Origin of the sequence: Acrocarpospora sp. B8E8, assembly GCF_039871605.1 — a bacterium.
GTDB classification, from domain to species: Bacteria; Actinomycetota; Actinomycetes; order Streptosporangiales; family Streptosporangiaceae; genus Acrocarpospora; species Acrocarpospora macrocephala.
On record NZ_JBDPLV010000004.1, the window covers coordinates 161,261 to 176,798 of the forward strand.

At 68.8% G+C, this 15,538-nt stretch carries 14 protein-coding genes; 5 read left to right on the forward strand and 9 right to left on the reverse strand.

All coding sequences use genetic code 11. From position 1 onward, the window contains the following. Nucleotides 1-15: 15 nt before the first annotated feature. From ABGB08_RS05985 to ABGB08_RS06010, 6 genes are all read right to left on the reverse strand, one after another. Nucleotides 16-1,485 (reverse strand): HAMP domain-containing sensor histidine kinase, encoded by a 1,470-nt coding sequence (locus ABGB08_RS05985; protein ID WP_347587126.1) that lies wholly within the window; start codon nt 1,483-1,485, stop codon nt 16-18. Between the two features lie 7 nt (nt 1,486-1,492). Continuing rightward, nucleotides 1,493-2,182 (reverse strand): response regulator transcription factor, encoded by a 690-nt coding sequence (locus ABGB08_RS05990; RefSeq protein ID WP_347587244.1) that lies wholly within the window; start codon nt 2,180-2,182, stop codon nt 1,493-1,495. After that, entirely contained in the window at nt 2,182-2,721 is a 540-nt protein-coding gene (locus ABGB08_RS05995; RefSeq protein WP_347587128.1) for a hypothetical protein, read from the reverse strand. Before ABGB08_RS05995 ends, ABGB08_RS05990 begins: the two co-directional genes overlap by 1 nt. A 31-nt stretch (nt 2,722-2,752) precedes the next feature. Further along, nucleotides 2,753-4,021: an ABC transporter permease gene (locus ABGB08_RS06000; RefSeq protein WP_347587130.1), complete on the reverse strand. Its 1,269-nt coding sequence runs from the start codon at nt 4,019-4,021 to the stop codon at nt 2,753-2,755. Next, a complete protein-coding gene (locus ABGB08_RS06005) occupies nt 4,018-4,752 on the reverse strand; it encodes an ABC transporter ATP-binding protein (RefSeq protein WP_347587132.1) in 735 nt (244 codons plus the stop codon). The genes ABGB08_RS06000 and ABGB08_RS06005 overlap by 4 nt, the downstream gene beginning before the upstream one ends. Before the next feature lie 67 nt (nt 4,753-4,819). Further along, nucleotides 4,820-5,965, reverse strand: coding sequence for an efflux RND transporter periplasmic adaptor subunit (locus ABGB08_RS06010; RefSeq protein WP_347587135.1), 1,146 nt, complete (start codon nt 5,963-5,965; stop codon nt 4,820-4,822). 117 nt (nt 5,966-6,082) lie between these two features. Here ABGB08_RS06010 and ABGB08_RS06015 point away from each other — a divergent pair, with 117 nt between their 5' ends. Continuing rightward, nucleotides 6,083-7,630, forward strand: a complete 1,548-nt coding sequence (locus ABGB08_RS06015; RefSeq protein ID WP_347587137.1) for an HlyD family efflux transporter periplasmic adaptor subunit — start codon at nt 6,083-6,085, stop codon at nt 7,628-7,630. Nucleotides 7,631-7,652: 22 nt separating this feature from the next. Here the strand turns inward: ABGB08_RS06015 and ABGB08_RS06020 are convergent, their stop codons facing one another. Further along, nucleotides 7,653-8,183, reverse strand: coding sequence for an FAD:protein FMN transferase (locus tag ABGB08_RS06020; protein WP_347587246.1), 531 nt, complete (start codon nt 8,181-8,183; stop codon nt 7,653-7,655). 5 nt (nt 8,184-8,188) lie between these two features. On the opposite strand from ABGB08_RS06020, the gene ABGB08_RS06025 reads away from it, so the two are divergent. Genes ABGB08_RS06025 through ABGB08_RS06035 form a run of 3 tightly spaced genes read left to right on the forward strand, consistent with a single transcriptional unit; the run spans nt 8,189 to nt 11,029 of the window. Continuing rightward, nucleotides 8,189-8,506: a circadian clock KaiB family protein gene (locus ABGB08_RS06025; protein ID WP_347587139.1), complete on the forward strand. Its 318-nt coding sequence runs from the start codon at nt 8,189-8,191 to the stop codon at nt 8,504-8,506. After that, complete coding sequence (kaiC, locus tag ABGB08_RS06030; RefSeq protein ID WP_347587141.1) at nt 8,503-10,002, forward strand: circadian clock protein KaiC; 1,500 nt, start codon at nt 8,503-8,505, stop codon at nt 10,000-10,002. Before ABGB08_RS06025 ends, kaiC begins: the two co-directional genes overlap by 4 nt. Continuing rightward, nucleotides 9,995-11,029, forward strand: coding sequence for an ATP-binding protein (locus ABGB08_RS06035; protein ID WP_347587143.1), 1,035 nt, complete (start codon nt 9,995-9,997; stop codon nt 11,027-11,029). The genes kaiC and ABGB08_RS06035 overlap by 8 nt, the downstream gene beginning before the upstream one ends. 54 nt (nt 11,030-11,083) lie before the next feature. Here the strand turns inward: ABGB08_RS06035 and mgtA are convergent, their stop codons facing one another. Continuing rightward, the gene (gene mgtA / locus ABGB08_RS06040) at nt 11,084-13,747 is read right to left on the reverse strand and encodes a magnesium-translocating P-type ATPase (RefSeq protein WP_347587145.1); all 2,664 of its coding nucleotides are present in this window, start codon (nt 13,745-13,747) and stop codon (nt 11,084-11,086) included. A 127-nt stretch (nt 13,748-13,874) separates the two neighbouring features. On the opposite strand from mgtA, the gene thpR reads away from it, so the two are divergent. Beyond that, nucleotides 13,875-14,423 (forward strand): RNA 2',3'-cyclic phosphodiesterase, encoded by a 549-nt coding sequence (gene thpR, locus ABGB08_RS06045; RefSeq protein WP_347587248.1) that lies wholly within the window; start codon nt 13,875-13,877, stop codon nt 14,421-14,423. A 112-nt stretch (nt 14,424-14,535) separates the two neighbouring features. Here the strand turns inward: thpR and ABGB08_RS06050 are convergent, their stop codons facing one another. Next, a complete protein-coding gene (locus tag ABGB08_RS06050) occupies nt 14,536-15,507 on the reverse strand; it encodes an aldo/keto reductase (RefSeq protein WP_347587147.1) in 972 nt (323 codons plus the stop codon). Nucleotides 15,508-15,538: the final 31 nt, after the last annotated feature.

The window sequence follows — 15,538 nt, forward strand, 5'->3', positions numbered from 1 at the left end:
CAGGGCCAGCCCGTGTCAGGTTCTGGTGGGGAGTTGGATGCGGAAGAGGGCGCCTGGGGTGGTGTTCTCCGCGGTGATCGTGCCGCCGTGGGCGTGGACCAGGGCGGCGGCGATGGACAGGCCCAGGCCGGTGCCGCCGGAGTTGCGGGTGCGGGAGGGGTCGCCCCGGTAGAAGCGTTCGAAGACGCGGTCGGGGTCGGGGACGCCTGGGCCCTCGTCGGCGACTTCGATGATGGCGGTGGCGTCGGGGAGGACGCCGACGCCGACGCGGAACGCGGTTCCGGCGGGGGTGTGGCGGAGGGCGTTGCCGACCAGGTTGCCGATGACCTGGCGGAGGCGGGTTTCGTCGCCGTCCACGGTGACGGGGGTGTCGGAGTCGTCCAGCCGGAGGAGTTCGATTTCCCGGTCGGGGGCGAGGAGTTGGGCGTCCAGGACGGCGCCCGCCGCCAGGCTGAGGACGTCGACCGGCTCCCTTTCGAAGGGGCGTTGCTGGTCGAGGCGGGCGAGCAGGAGCAGATCATCGACGAGCACGCCCATCCGGGCGGCTTCGTCCTCGATCCGGCGGACGAGACCGGCCAGGTCGTCGTCGGGGTTGCGGCCGTGTTCCTGGCGGTAGAGCTCGGCGAAGCCGCGGATGGAGGTGAGCGGGGTGCGCAGCTCGTGCGAGGCGTCGGCGACGAAGCGGCGCATGCGCTCTTCCGAGCGTTTCGCCTCGTACGCCGAGCGGTTGGCCGCCGCCTCCGACGCCTCCCGGTCCTGGAAGGCGGCTTCGATCTGGGTGAGCATGCCGTTGATCGCCCGCCCCAGTCGTCCCATCTCGGTACGGCGATGCCGCATCGGTACCCGTTGCGACAGATCTCCCCTGGCGATGGCGGCGGCTGTGCGCTCGACCTCGCCGAGGGGGCGCAGGCTGCGCCGTACCAGCCAATAGCAGGCGAGACCCAGGGCGACCAGGACGGCTCCGCCGGCGCCGGCCACGATCGTGGTCAGGCGGGAGACCGTTCGTTCCAGGTCACCCATGTTGATGGCTATCACGCGGCTCTGGCCGTCGCGGCCGGGGACGGCGATCATCCGCCAGGGAGGGTCCAGGTTGCCCACGGAGGGAACGGTGAAGGGCTTGCCGGCGCGTTGCTGTACCTCGGCGGCGGTGAGTTTCGGGAGGGCGGGTTTCTCCTCGATGGGGGATTCGGCCACGGTTCGGAGCTGGTTGCCCTGGGCGTCGAGGATGCTGACGTGGAAGAGGCCGAAGAAGCGTTGCGGGCGAGGCGGGGCGTCGCGGGGGCGCAGATCGGCCTCGGGGATATCGATCATGTCGCGGAGTGGGCGGCTGGTGGCGGACAGTTGCTCGTCCACTTGCTCGGTCAGGTAGCCACGCAGCAGCTGGACGGCGAAGCCGCCGGTCAGCGTGATAGCCAGGGTGACCAGGGCAAGCGTCCCGACCACCAGGCGGAGCCAGAGCGGGGTACGGGCAAGCCTTTTCTTCACGGGCACGTCACCGGCGGGGGGCGCGGAGCACGTAGCCGACTCCGCGCAGGGTGTGGATCAGTTTGGGGTCCTGGGTGTCGATCTTGCGACGGAGGTAGGAGACGTAGGACTCGACCACGTTGCGGTCGCCGCCGAAGTCGTAGTGCCAGACATGGTCGAGGATCTGGGCCTTCGACAGGACTCGGCCCTGGTTGACCATGAAATAGTGCAGGAGTTTGAATTCGGTGGGCGAGAGGCGTACCGGGCGGCCTTGGCGCCAGACCTGGTGGGCGTCCTCGTCGAGTTCCAGGTCGGCGACCTGGAGGCGGGCGGGGATGCCGGGGTCGCCGCCGGTGCGGCGGAGCACGGCCCGGATTCTGGCCAGCACCTCTTCCAGGCTGAACGGCTTGGTCACGTAGTCGTCGCCCAGGGCGAGGCCGGCCAGCTTGTCGTCGGTGGTGTCCCTGGCGGTGAGGAACAGCACCGGGATGCGCCGACCGGCAGAACGCAGCCGGGCGGCGACCGCGAAGCCATCCATATCGGGCAGCATAACGTCGAGAACCATGAGGTCAGGACGTACCCGTTCGGCCATCAGGACGGCTTCCCTGCCGTCGGCGGCGATGACGACCTCGAAACCGGCGAAGCGCAGGCTGGCGGCGAGCAGTTCCCGGATGTTGAGCTCGTCGTCCACGACCAGCAGCCGCGCTTCCGCCTGCATCACCGACCGCCCACTCCGGGGAAGCCCCCTTCGCTGACCGTTGTCGCGGCGACGTTGCCGTCGGCGTCGCGTTCGCCCTGGACGATCACGGTGCTGCCGGGCTTGATGTCGCCGACCTTGCCCTCCTTGCTGAGCTGAATCTTCGTGTCGCCGTTCGTGGTGACGACCGTGGTGGCGCCGTTGGCTTCGACGTAGATCTTGTTGCCGTCGACGAGCTTGACGGTGCCGAATGTCGCGTTGCCGAACCCGCCCTGACCGCCGCCCTGACCTTGGCCGGTGCCCTGGCGCAGGCCGCCCCCCTGGCCGGCCAACGCTCCCGCGATCAACGCCTGGCGATCACTGGTGCTACTCGGTCCCCAGATCTTCTGCGCCTGGATGCCGAGCAGCACTCCGGCCATCAGCACCACCCCCGCCGCCAGCGTCACGGTCAGTTTGGACGCCTTCGCCCGGATCGGGCGCTCCATCAGCTCGCTGTCGAGATCCTCGCCGTACGGCGACTTCTCCAGTAGTTCACCCGAAGACGGCCTACGCCTGCTCACGCTCGCTCCTCTCATCCGAAATCACTCGAAATCACTCGAAGCGCAACGCTTCAATGGGCCGCAGCTTGGCGGCGCGGTTGGCGGGATAACTGCCGAAGAACAACCCGATCGCGACCGACACGCCAAGCGCCAGAGCGACCGAACTCGGCACCACCGAGGGGGTGATCCCCGCGATGGTGAACTGGGCGCCGATCACCGCGACCGTCACCCCGAGCAGGCCGCCGAACAGGCTCAGCATGGTCGCCTCGGCGAGGAACTGGCCCAGGATCGCGCTCCTGGGCGCGCCGATCGCCTTGCGGATGCCGATCTCCCGGGTCCGCTCGGTGACCGTGACCAGCATGATGTTGGTGATGCCGATGCCGCCGACCAGCAGGCTGATCGCGGCCACCGCGCCGAGCAGCACGGTGAACGTGCCGATGGCGGCGCCCACCGTCTCCTGCAGGGTGGCCTGGTTGAGGATGCGGTAGTCGGCGGCTGCCGTACCGGTGATGCCGTGCCGCTGGTTGAGCACCTGGGTGATCTCGTCCTGCGCGGCGTTCACCGTGTCCGCGCTGGTGGCCTGCACCACGATCTGGCCGAGCGGCCCGAACCCGGTCAGGCTCTGCTGGACCGCCGGCAGCGGCGCGATGGCCAGATCGTCGCCATCCTGGAACCCGGACGAACCCGACTCTTTCAGCACGCCGACCACGGTGAACGGCACCCCGGTGACGTTGATCTGCTTGCCGACCGGGTTCACCTGGCCGAACAGGTTCTCCGCCACGGTCTGGCCGATCACGATGACCTTCCGGGCGGCCAGGATGTCCTCGTTGAAGAAGTACGTACCCTGCGCGACCGGCTTGTTGGACGCCTCGAAGTAGCTCGGGTACGTGCCGACCACCTGCTGCACGGCATGGCTCGCGCCCTCGTAGGTGGCCGTCTGGTTCTGCGCGGTCACCACCGGCGACACGCTCTGCACCGACGGCGCGTTCGCCCGGTCCGCCAGCGCGCGAGCGTCGTCCACGGTCAGGTCCTTGGCCTGGGTGCGCGGACCCGAGTTCTGCTGCTGCCCGCCACCACCGCCGAGCAACCTGGCGAAGCCACCGCCACCGCCACCGCCCGATGTGGTCGAGGAGACCGTCAGCGAGTTCGCGCCCAGGCGCTGGATGTCCCCCTGGATCTGCTGGGACGCGCCCTCCCCCACCGCCACCAGCAGGATCACCGCCGCCACGCCGATCAGGATGCCGAGCGTGGTCAGCGTGCTGCGCATCTTGTTGGCCGTGAGGCCGCGCATGGCGAACCGCACCACTTCGAGCGCGTTCACAAGCTCACCTCTTCGAGCCGGGGCGGCGGTCCGGAGACCGGCGACTGGCGGATGTCCGCGATGATCTGTCCGTCCATCAACCGGACGACGCGTTTGGCGTGCGCGGCCACATCCGGCTCGTGTGTGATCACGACGATGGTCCGGCCGCCCAGGCTGAGCTGGTCGAAAATGCCGAGCACGTCCCGGGTGGACGTGCTGTCCAGCGCCCCGGTGGGCTCGTCGGCGAGCAGCAGCGTCGGCGCGTTGACCAGCGACCTCGCGATCGCGACCCGCTGCTGCTGCCCTCCGGACAACTCGTTGGGCTGGTGGTGCACCCGATCGGCCAACCCCACCCGCTCGAGTGCGGCCAGCGCGCGCTTCCTGCGCTCTCCGGCCTTCACCCCGCCGTACGCCAAGGGAAGCTCGACGTTCATGAGCGCGCTCATCCGGGGAATGAGGTTGAACGACTGGAACACGAACCCGATCTTGCGATTCCTGACGATGGCCAGGCGCACGTCGTCCAGCACGCCCACATCCGTGCCATCCAGCTTGTACGCCCCTGACGACGGCACATCCAGACACCCGATGATGTTCATCAGCGTGGACTTGCCGGAACCGGACGCACCCATGATCGCCACATAGTCGCCGGGCTCGACGGCGAGGGTGATCCCGCGCAACGCGTGCACGGCGGTCTCCCCTTGGCCGTAGACCTTGCGTACATCCTGAACATCGAGCACGAGGGGCGCGCTCATCGGCTTCCACCTTGGCGATCGATTGCCGACTTCCGGCCACGCCGGACATTGAGGACAGGGAACGCTCTCATCGGCTACCTCCACCCTGACCGCCGCCAGCGCCACCGGCGCCGCCCCCGCCCCCGCCACGGACGAAGCCGCCGCCGCCGAGGCCACCCGGGAGCTGGATCCCCCCGCCGGTGGTCGTCGTGGTCGTGAGACGGACGACCTGGTCGCCCTCCTTCAGCCCGGAGACGATCTCGGTCGCGGCGTCGCCCTTCACGCCCACCTCCACCCGGGTTCTGACCTGCTGCCCGTTGTTGAGCAGGGTCACCGAGCTCTGCCCGCCGGCGGTAGTGACCAGCGCGCTCGGCAGGGTCAGCACGTCGTCGACGGTCTCGACGATGACCTGCACGCTGGCTGTCTGCCCGAGGCGCACGGTCGGCGGAACCTCAGAGAGACTGACCGTCGCGGCGTACTGCACGACGTTGTTGTTCGTCTGCGGCTGCGGGTCGATCACGGTGACTTCGCCACTCGCGGAAACCCCGGTGAGCGCGTCGAAGGTGACGGTGGCGGTCTGGCCCACCTTGAGCCTGGTCACGTCGGCTTCGGTGAACTGCCCGACGATGCGCAACGCGGTGGTGTCGGCGAGCTCGATGAAGCCGGTGCTGGTGTCGCTCTGGGCGCCCGCACCCGCCGTACCACCCGAAGAACCGCCGGAGGAGCCGCCCACGGTTCCGTTCACGGCGGTCACCGTGCCCGCGTACGGCGCTTTGATCACCGTCGCGTCCAATGCGCGCTTCGCGGCTCGATAGGAGTTGCGGGCGTTGATGTACTGGGAGTAGCCGGAGGCGGTCGAGGTGTCGGCGTCCTCGGCCGCGTCCAGGCTCGCCTTGGTGGCCTCCAGGGACTCGCGCGCGGCCGTGTCGTCCAGCCGGGCCAGGACCGCGCCCTTCTTGACCTTGTCTCCAGGTTCGACCCTGATCGACTCGACCGTGCCGTTGGTCCCGAAAGTGAGCGACCTGGTCCGCGCGCTCTCCACGGCTCCGGAGGCCGACACCGAGGCGACCACGCTGCCCCGGGTGACCGGCGTGGTCAGCGGCGCGGCTCCCGCCGGGGAGCCGCTGCCCAGCGAGGCGTACGCGGCCGCCACGCCGCCGAGCAGCAGCCCCCCGAGCAAGAGGTTCACGATCAGCGCTCTGCGCTTCGTCGACAGCTTCACGAGGCTAGACACTGCCGGTCCCCGCTTGAGTCCAGCTCCGCTGTCCCTGAAGGTTTGCTGCCAGCACGCACAGCCAACTCTCAGGCAGGGTTAAGCGGGGCATGACGCGCGATCGCCAGGATGGCCGCCATGATGTCGAGCAGCCCGTCCTCCCTCCTGCGCAAGGGAGGGCTCGCCCTGGCGGCGATCGTCCTGGTGAGCACCGGCGTGATCTATATGACCGGCGACGACTCCGCCGCGGCCCCCCGCCTGGAATACGCCTCCGCCTCCCGGGGCACCGTCGTCTCCTCGGTCTCCGCCGCCGCGACCACGGTCGACAACGGCATGCGCGACCTCTCTTTCACCTCGCAGGGCAAGGTCCAGAAGATCTACGTCTCCATCGGCGACAAGGTCACAAAGGGCGCAATCCTCGCCCGCATCGACAACACGGTCGCCAAGGAGAACTACACCGCCGCCAAGGCGGCCCTCGACGCGGCCGAATACGCCCTCGACAACCCGACCTCCAGCGGCGATTCCGGGAGTGGGGGTTCCGGGAGTGACAGTACCGGCGCCGGCAGCGGTGCGGTTGGGGGTAGCGGTTCCGCCACCGGTAGCGGTGCTGCGGGCGGTAGCGGTTCTGGAGCTGGCGGTGGTTCTGGGTCAGCCTGCCCGCCGTCGAGCACGGCCAAGCCAAGTGCGAACCCCAGCGCGAACCCGACCGCCAAACCTTCCGCGACCCCGAGCTCCGGGCGATCGGGCGGCGCGCCCCAGCCCTCACCTTCCTCTGGCATGGCGGTAGAACCCGCCTCTGCCGGATCCACGCCCGATTCCCCCGGCCGCGACGACAACCCCGACAAGCCCGCATCCCGAGACGGCGGTCTCGTCGTCCAGACCGAACCCCCTGCTCCGAGCCCGAGCCCATCCCCCACCGCACCCCGCCCGACCCCCACCTGCGCCACGACCCAACCCAGCCAGGGAACCCAGGACACGCAAACCCGACAGACCGGCGGTTCAGGAGGCGGCACCCCAAGCGGCGGCGGCTCTCAGGGCAGAGCCCTCACCGAAGCAGAACTAGAAGCGAATGTCAGCCAGACCACCACCGACCTGGCCGAAGCCAAGGAAGCCCTGGCCGGAGTCACCATCAAGGCCCCCGCCGCCGGAACCGTCCTCTCCATCGCCGGAACCCTGGACACCGACTACACCTCCGGCACCTTCATCACCCTCGGCGACCTGGACAACCTCCAGCTCCAAGCCATGTTCACCCAATCCGACATCGGCCACCTCAAGGTAGGCCAACCCGCCGAAATAACCCTCACCACCGACCAAACCACCAAACACCCCGGCAAAGTCAGCCACATCGACGCCACCGCCACCACCACCGGCCAACTCGTCCAGTACGGCGTCACCATCACCTTCGACGAACACCCCGAAGGCCTACTCCTAGGCCAATCCGCCACCGTCCTAGTCACCACCGCCGAATCCGAGAACACGCTCTACGTCCCCGCGAGAGCCGTACAAACCACCCAAGACGGAACAGCCACCATCACCACCCAAACCGGCCAGAAAAAGCCAGTCCAGACCGGCATCCGCAGCGACCTCTACATCGAAATCACCGAAGGCCTCACCGAAGGCGACAAGATCACCCTTCCCACCACCACAACCAGCAACGACTTCCCCGACAGCACCTTCCCCGGCTGATCGCCGCAGCAGGGGCGGACGCTCAGCGCGGCCCGCCAAACCAATCGGTCGCGGCGGGGAAGCCCTTGGTCCGCCAGGTACGGCCGGAGGCCGTCACCGCCAGCGCTTCGACGCCGGGAGTCGCTCGCACCCAGTCGCGGGCGTCGTCGCCCATCGCGAATGCGGCGGTGGCGTAGGCGTCCACCGTGGTCAGGTCGTCGCCGACCAGAGTGATGGAAGCCAGCTCGAGGGCCGGGCGTCCGGTGTGCGGGTCGATGATGTGCGGGCCGCGCTCGGCGACGCCTGAGGTGGCCACGGCCAGGTCACACCCTTCGACCACGGCGAGGAGGTCACCTGGCCGGAGCGGATGGGCGATGCCCACCCGCCACGACCGGCCGGGCTCGGGGGCCGATCCGAGGCGCACGTCGCCGCCGCCGTTCACACAGTGCCGGAGGGCGCCGGAGACGGTGTCGATATTCGCGCTCTGCGCCGCCAGCGCCTCCTGGGTGATTACGGAATGGTTACGCTGCTGGTGAGAGGGGGTATGTCGGCGTAGGAGGCCGCCGGGAGGGATTGCGGGTGTCGACGCCGATGACGACCTACTCGTTCAGGTTGTACGTGGTCGGGCAGACACCGCGGTCGGCGAGCGCGGCGTCGAATCTCCGGGGCCTGTGTGACACCTATCTTCCCGGCTGCCACGAGATCGAGGTCATCGACGCCGCCGCACGGCCGGACCTCGCGGAGGAGGAAAGGATCCTGGCCACCCCCACAGTGATCAGGGTCGCCCCGCTCCCCAAGTTCCGGGTCATCGGTGATCTGTCCGACCAAGGCAGGGTCGCCAGGTTCCTCGGCCTCCCCGGCGTGGACACCGCGTCCCCGGAAGGGCCGGAACGATGACGGGCGGCGCCGCGATCCAGCGAATGCCCACCGGGATCAGCGGCTTCGACGACGTCGCCGTCGGCGGGCTGCCCGTCGGCCGGTCCACCCTCGTATCAGGCACGACCGGCAGCGGGAAAACCCTGTTCGCCGTCGAATTCCTCGCCCGCGGCGTGATGCGCTATGACGAACCCGGGGTATTCGTCGCCTTCGACGAGACGCCCGATGACATCCGCCGCAACGCCGTGTTCCTGGGCTTCGACATCGCCCGCTGGGAGGCCGACGGTAAGTGGACGTTCGTCGACGCCGCGGCGGACATCAGTGAGGAATCGCTCACGGTCGGGACCTTCGACCTCGGCGCGCTGATGGCCCGCATCGATCGCGCCGTCCGCCAGATCGGTGCCAGACGCCTCTGCCTGGACTCACTCGGCGCGATATTCGTCCGCTTCCGCGACCGCGAACTCATCCGTCACGAACTGCTCCGGCTCATCCACGTCCTGGGGTCGCTCGACGTCACCTCGGTCCTCACCACCGAACGCGACGAGGAGTACGGCAATGTCTCCCGGCATGGCGTCGAGGAGTTCGTCCTCGACAACGTGGTGATCGTCCGGAACATCCTGCTGAACGAGAGACGGCGCCGGACGATCGAGGTGGTCAAGTTCCGCGGCGGCACGCACCGGACCGGGGAGTGGCTGTTCACCATCGACCAGACGGACGGGATGGTCATCATCCCGCTCGCGCTCCTCGCCCCGCGCGAGCGAGCGTCGCAGGAGCGGGTCTGCACCGGCAACTCCCAGCTGGACGTCATGCTGGACGGCGGCGTCTTCCGGGACGCGGTCGTCCTGCTCACGGGGCCGCTCGGAGCCGGAAAGACGCTGTCGGCCCTGCAGTTCGCGGATGCCGCGTTCCGGGCGGGGGAACGCTGCCTGTTCCACGCCTTCGACGAGACCCGCGACCAGCTCAGCCGCAGTGCCGCCGGTTGGGGTCTCGACCTGGACGCCATGGAGGCGTCGGGACTGCTCCGGGTCACCGCCGCCTATCCGGAGGTGGCCTCCGTGGAGGATCGTTTCCTCCAGATCAGGAGAGAAATCAGGGACTTCGCGCCCGCCCGGCTCGTCATCGACAGCCTCTCCGCTCTGGAGCGGAGATCATCGCCCCGCACCCTGCTCGACTTCGTGATCGCGCTGGGCGGGATCGTCCGGCAGGACGAGATCACCACTTTGTTCACCTCCGCGCCGGCCGGGGTGGGAACGTCGCCGATCACGGAGATCGCCAACCTCACCGACGTGACGATCCTGCTCCAGTACGTGGACGGCACGGCAGCCGTGCAACGTGCCATCGCCGTCCTGCAGACGCGGGGCTCGGGGCACGACCACGCCATCCGCCAGGTCAGCATCGACAGCGCCGGTATGCACATCGGTGACCCCTATCCCGGGGTCTTCCGCATCCTCCCCGAAACCGCCACGATGCCTGCCAACCCCCACCGCGGAACAACCGGGCTGGGTCCTGATGGGTGAGCCGCACAACGCCGAACCGGCGCGGCCCGCGAATCTCGGACACGACGCCCGGCGGATCGTCATGTCGGCGTTGGCCGACGGAATCGTCGCGGTCGACGACAGCGGTGTGATCCGAATCTGCAACCCCGCCGCCGAGGAACTCGTCGGCCGGCCCACGGGTGAACTCGTCGGCACCCTGTTCGGCCATCCGGTCGTCGCCGGCGAATCAACCGAGATCGACCTGATGCTGCCCGGCGGCCAGACGCGGGTGGTCGAGATGCGCGCCACCACCACGACGGTCGCCGGACAGTTCCTGCATGTCGCCGCGCTGCGTGATGTCACCCTCCGGCGGCAGGCCGAGCAGGAGCTCGAAGCGGAACTCGAACGGCGGGGCTCGGTGATCGCGGTGGCGGCCCATGAGGTCCGCAACCCGCTCACGGGGATCGGCCAGCTCGTGGACATGCTGCGCGACCCCCGGGAGAGTTTCACCGACGAGGAACGAGCCGACGTCCTCGGCCGCATCGCCGATCGCACCGCCCATGTCCAGTCCCTGGTCAAGAAGCTTCTCACCGTGGCGAAGATCGACGCGAAGATCTCGCACACCACCACGGTGCCGGTGCCGGTGCTGGAGGTGATCCTGGAACGGTTGGCCGAGTTCGCCGACCGCCCCCGGAACGTGAACGTGTCGTGCGACCCCGGGGTCCGGGTGCTGGCCGATCGCGGCGAGCTGTCGGAGATGCTGGTCAACTACCTGGAGAACGCCTTCGCCTACGGAGCCCCGCCCTTTCAGGTCGACGTCGCCGAACAGCCCGGCGGGGTGGAGATCCGGGTGTGCGACAACGGGCCCGGCGTGCCCGCGGAGTTCGAGGCCAGCCTGTTCGACCGCTTCACCCGTGGTGCGCGCGCCCGCCGGGGGACGGAGGGCTCGGGACTCGGGCTGTGGATCGTCCGGCACCTGGCCAGAGCCAACGACGGCGACGCGTACTTTGAACCGGGTGAAGCGGGCGCCTGCTTCTGCCTCCGCCTCCCTCAGGCACCGCGCAGGTGACGGCACGCCGACGCTCCCGCGCCGGACGGCGTTCCGGCTGCTGCTGCCCGTCGTTCAGCCGTAGCCTGGATCACTCCGATGTCGGCGGATCCGATGGGCGGTGGTGAACCGTCCGGCCCTGCGGTGGGTGCGATGGCCGGCCGCGCGCTCGCGACCCGCCGGTACGACGGGGAGAGCGCGGTAGAACCAGTGTTTGCCGACCTCGATCAGGCCGAGATAGAGGGCCACCATCACGGCCAGGGCGAGGAAGTACGGGCCGGGAAGCGGGACGAAACCCAGCAGCTGCGCCACCGGGGTGAGCGGCAGCACCATGCCGATCAGAACGACCCCGAGGGTGGCGACTACCAGCGGAAGGCTGGGATGGCTGCGGAAGAACGGGCTGCGCCGGGTCCGGATCGCGAAGATCACGAGTGTCTGGGTGGCGAGGGATTCGACGAACCAGCCGGTACGGAAGAGGGCCGGGCCGGCATGGAAGATCCCGAGCATGACGGCGAACGTGGCGAAGTCGAACAAGGAGCTGAGCGGCCCGAAGAACAGCATGAAGCGCTGGATGAGCTTCATGTTCCAGCGGGCGGGGCGGGCCACCTGCTCGGGGTCGACTTTGTCGGTGGGAATGGCGAGCTGGCTCGTGTCGTACAGCAGGTTGCTGAGCAGGATCTGGGACGGCAGCATCGGCAGGAAGCCCAGCACCAGGGAGGCCCCGGCGGCGCTGAACATGTTGCCGAAATTGCTGGACGTGCCCATCAGGACGTATTTCATGGTGTTGGCGAAGATGCGACGGCCCTCCATGACGCCGTCGGCGAGCACGTTGAGGTCCTTCTCCAGCAGCAGCACGTCCGCGGCGTCCTTGGCGGCGTCGGTCGCGGTCTCGACCGAGATGCCCACGTCGGCGGCGTGCAGCGCGAGGGCGTCGTTGACGCCGTCGCCGAGGAAGGCGACGTCCAGTCCGCTGCCCCGCTGGACTCGGACGATGCGGGCCTTCTGTTCCGGCGTGACCCGTGCGAACACGGTAGACCGGTCGATGAGCGCGGCTAAACCGTCATCGTCGGCGGCGGCGACGTCCTGACCGGTCGCGACACGTCCGCCGGGCAGTCCGAGGTCGGCGCAGAGCCGCGCGGCAACGGCAGGGTTGTCGCCGGTGAGGACCTTCACGGTGATGCCGAGATCGGCGAGGCGCTCGAGCGCGTGGGAGGCGCCGGTCTTGGGCGGGTCCAGGAAGACCAGCAGGCCACGCAGGACGAGGTCGCACTCGTCGGCGAGGGTGATCTGGAGCGATTCGGGGGCGGGACGTTCCGCCACCGCGACCACGCGGTTGCCCGCGGCGGACTCGGCCGCCAGCGTGGCCGTCACCTCGGGCGGCACATCAGTGCAGCGTGCCAGGACGGCTTCCGGCGCGCCCTTGGTGATGAGGGTCCTGCGACCCTCGTGTTCGACCACGACCGACACGATCCGGCGTTCATGGTCGAAGGGAAGGACGGCCAGCCGCCGGTAGGGGGCCAGCGTGGGGCCGAGAACCGCTGCGGCCGGAGCCTGCCAGAGCGCGACATCCAGCGGGTTGCCGCCCGCCACCCGCCCGGCGGCGACCGCGGCTTCGTTGCAGAGCAGGCCGAGTTTCAGGGGTTCGTCGGCGGGGGTTCCGTCCGGGCCAAGGGAACGCATGAGGCTGATGCCGCCCTCGGTGAGGGTGCCGGTCTTGTCGGTGAACAGCACCTCGATATCACCTAAGTCCTCGATGCAGACCAGGCGTTTGACCAGCACCTTGCGCTGAGCGAGGCGCCGTGTCCCCGCGGCCAGGCCGGTGGAGACGACGGCGGGCAGCAGTTGCGGGGAGATCCCCACGGCGATCGCCAGCGAGAACAGCAGAGCGTCGATAAGCGGGCGGTGGAGCAGCAGGTTGACGATGAAGATCGTGACGGTCAGCACGGCGGCGACCCTGACCAGCAGCATGGAGAACCTGCTCAGCCCGACCTGGAACTCCGTGTCGGGGTGGCGGTGCCCCAGGCCGAGCGCGATCTTTCCGAACTCGGCGCGCCCGCCGGTGGCCACCGCGACCGCGGTGCCGGAGCCGGCGCGCACCACGGAGCCCATCAGCGCGCAACTGCTCAGTTCGGCCAGGGGAGCGCCCGGCCGGACCGGGGCGATCGACTTGGCCACCGGCATCGACTCCCCGGTGAGCACCGACTCCTCGCACTCCAGCCCTTCGACAGAGATCAGGCGCAGATCCGCGGGCACGATCTGGCCGAGCCCGAGTTCGACGATGTCGCCGGGTACGACGCCGGTCACGTCCACCGGCTGTGGCCGGCCGTCCCGCCGGACCACGCAGGTGTGCCTGATCTGTGAGTGCAGCGCCTGCGCGGATCTCTCCGCGCGGTACTCGTTGAAGAACCCAAGGCCCACCGACGCCGTCAGGATCGCTCCGATGATCAGGGCGTCGGCCGGTTCGCCGAGGAAGTAGGACGCGATCGCGGTCAGGGCGAGCAGGATCAGCAGCGGGGATCGTAGTTGGCGCGCCAGCACCGCGAGCCGCCGCGCCTGATGGGTGCGCACCGCGTTCGGGCCCACCGCTTGAAGCCGTTCTCGTGCCTGGGTTCCGCTCACGCCCTCCCTGCTGATCCCCAACCGGGCCAGCACCGCCTCGACATCCAGGCTCGCGGCGGTGGTGACATCCAGTTCCGCCCATGCGTCGTGGCGTGTCGACGGCACGGTTCCTGCGCTCATGACCTCGCCTCCCATGCCTGCGAGCCTGAGCGCTCGTCCCGACCCGCAGTAGAGGCCTAGGTCCTGCCTGTGTTGTACGAGCGGACTCGTTGCCGGAACGGCTGCGAGAATCCTCAGGGTGAGCAGGATGTTCGTGGCGTTGGTGCCTCCGCCGGACGTACTCGCCGAAGTTGAGGAGGCTGTTGAGCCGTTGCGGCGGGATTGGCCGGAGCTGACCTGGGTTGAGCCGGCCAACTGGCATATCACGCTGGCTTTTTTGGGCGAGGTTCCGGATAAGGCGCGGGCGGAGCTCGGGGTGCGGTTGGCGCGGGCCGCTGGACATCATGAACCGGTGACGCTGGCGTTGGGAAGGTCGGGGGCGTTTGCCAAGCCTGGGCGGGCGGTCACCTTGTGGCTGAGTTTGCGTGCTCCGGCGAGGTTGGCCAGGCTTGCGGGGTCGCTGGCGGCCGGGGCCAGGCGAGCGGGCGCGGGGCACATCGACGAACGGCCCTACCGGGCCCATTTCACTCTGGCCAGGTCGCGGAAATCGGCTGAAATTTCCCCACTTGTGGAGGCGTTGAGCGGCTTCGAAGGGACGCCCTGGCAGGCGACGAGTGCGCAATTGTTCGAGAGTCACCAAGGGCCGCCCCTACGGTACGAACCCATCGAGGACTACCCACTCGGCAGGCGCGGTTAGGCTCGTCGGCGTGGATCGTCCTCGACGCTGGCTGGTGCCGGCCGTGCTGGGCCTGCTCGTGCTCATCGTGGTGCTGGGTGCGCTGGTCAGCTGCCCTGCGCACCCAGCTCATTCACCAGGCGTACGCCTCCGGCGCGGTTCCCCCGGGGCCGGGGAAGATCTCGTCGAGACGGGCCAGCGCCTTCTCGTCGAGCTTGATCTCCAGTGCCCGGGTGGTTCCGTCCAGCTGTTCGGCCGTGCGTGGGCCGATGATGGGAGCGGTCACCGCGCGCTGGTGCAGCAGCCAGGCCAGGCCGACATTCGCCGGGTCCTCCCCCAGCTCATCGCAGAACGCCTCGTACTGCTCCAGCTGCGGACGGAGCCGCTCGATCTCGGCCTGCTGGTCCGGGGTGGCCGTACGGCCCTTCTCGATCTTCCGGAGGACGCCCCCGAGGAGACCTCCGGCGAGGGGGCTCCACGGGATCACCCCGAGCCCGTAGTCCTCGCAGGCCGGCAGGACTTCCAGCTCGACCGAGCGCTGCAGCAGGTGATATTTGGACTGCTCGCTGACCAGGCCGAGGAAGTTGCGGCGGCGGGCCGCCTCCTGGGCCTTGGCGATGTGCCAGCCGGCGAAGTTGGACGAACCGACATACAGGATCTTGCCCTGGGTCCGCAGGACCTCCATGGCTTCCCAGAACTCCTCGAACGGGGTGTTCCGGTCGATGTGGTGGGCCTGGTAGATGTCGATGTAGTCCGTCTGCATGCGCTTGAGCGAGGCGTCGCAGGCGCGGCGGATGTTGAGCGCGGACAGGAGGTTGTCGTTCGGCCATTCGCCCATGGAGCCGTACAGCTTGGTGGCGATGACGGTCTTCTCCCGGCGACCGCCGCCCTGGGCGAACCAGCGCCCGACGATCTGCTCGGTGACACCCTCGCCCATTTTCCAGCCGTAGACGTTGGCGGTGTCGAAGAAGTTGATCCCCAGCTCGTGCGCGCGATCCATGATCGCGAACGAGTCCTCCTCGGTGGTGTGCGGGCCGAAATTCATCGTGCCCAGGCAGAGCTTGCTGACCTTGAGTCCAGTGCGACCTAGTTGTCCATACTCCATGGACCTCAGCTTATGAACCTGGAGTGGACTC

Excerpts from the sequence above, each read along its gene's own strand:
- ABGB08_RS05990 (WP_347587244.1), bottom strand. The coding sequence starts at position 2,182 with ATGCAGGCGGAAGCGCGGCTGCTGGTCGTGGACGACGAGCTCAACATC.
- ABGB08_RS06015 (WP_347587137.1), top strand. The coding sequence starts at position 6,083 with ATGATGTCGAGCAGCCCGTCCTCCCTCCTGCGCAAGGGAGGGCTCGCC.
- ABGB08_RS06035 (WP_347587143.1), top strand. The coding sequence starts at position 9,995 with ATGGGTGAGCCGCACAACGCCGAACCGGCGCGGCCCGCGAATCTCGGA.
- thpR (WP_347587248.1), top strand. The coding sequence starts at position 13,875 with ATGTTCGTGGCGTTGGTGCCTCCGCCGGACGTACTCGCCGAAGTTGAG.
- mgtA (WP_347587145.1), bottom strand. The coding sequence starts at position 13,747 with ATGAGCGCAGGAACCGTGCCGTCGACACGCCACGACGCATGGGCGGAA.
- ABGB08_RS06005 (WP_347587132.1), bottom strand. The coding sequence starts at position 4,752 with ATGAGCGCGCCCCTCGTGCTCGATGTTCAGGATGTACGCAAGGTCTAC.
- ABGB08_RS06050 (WP_347587147.1), bottom strand. The coding sequence starts at position 15,507 with ATGGAGTATGGACAACTAGGTCGCACTGGACTCAAGGTCAGCAAGCTC.
- kaiC (WP_347587141.1), top strand. The coding sequence starts at position 8,503 with ATGACGGGCGGCGCCGCGATCCAGCGAATGCCCACCGGGATCAGCGGC.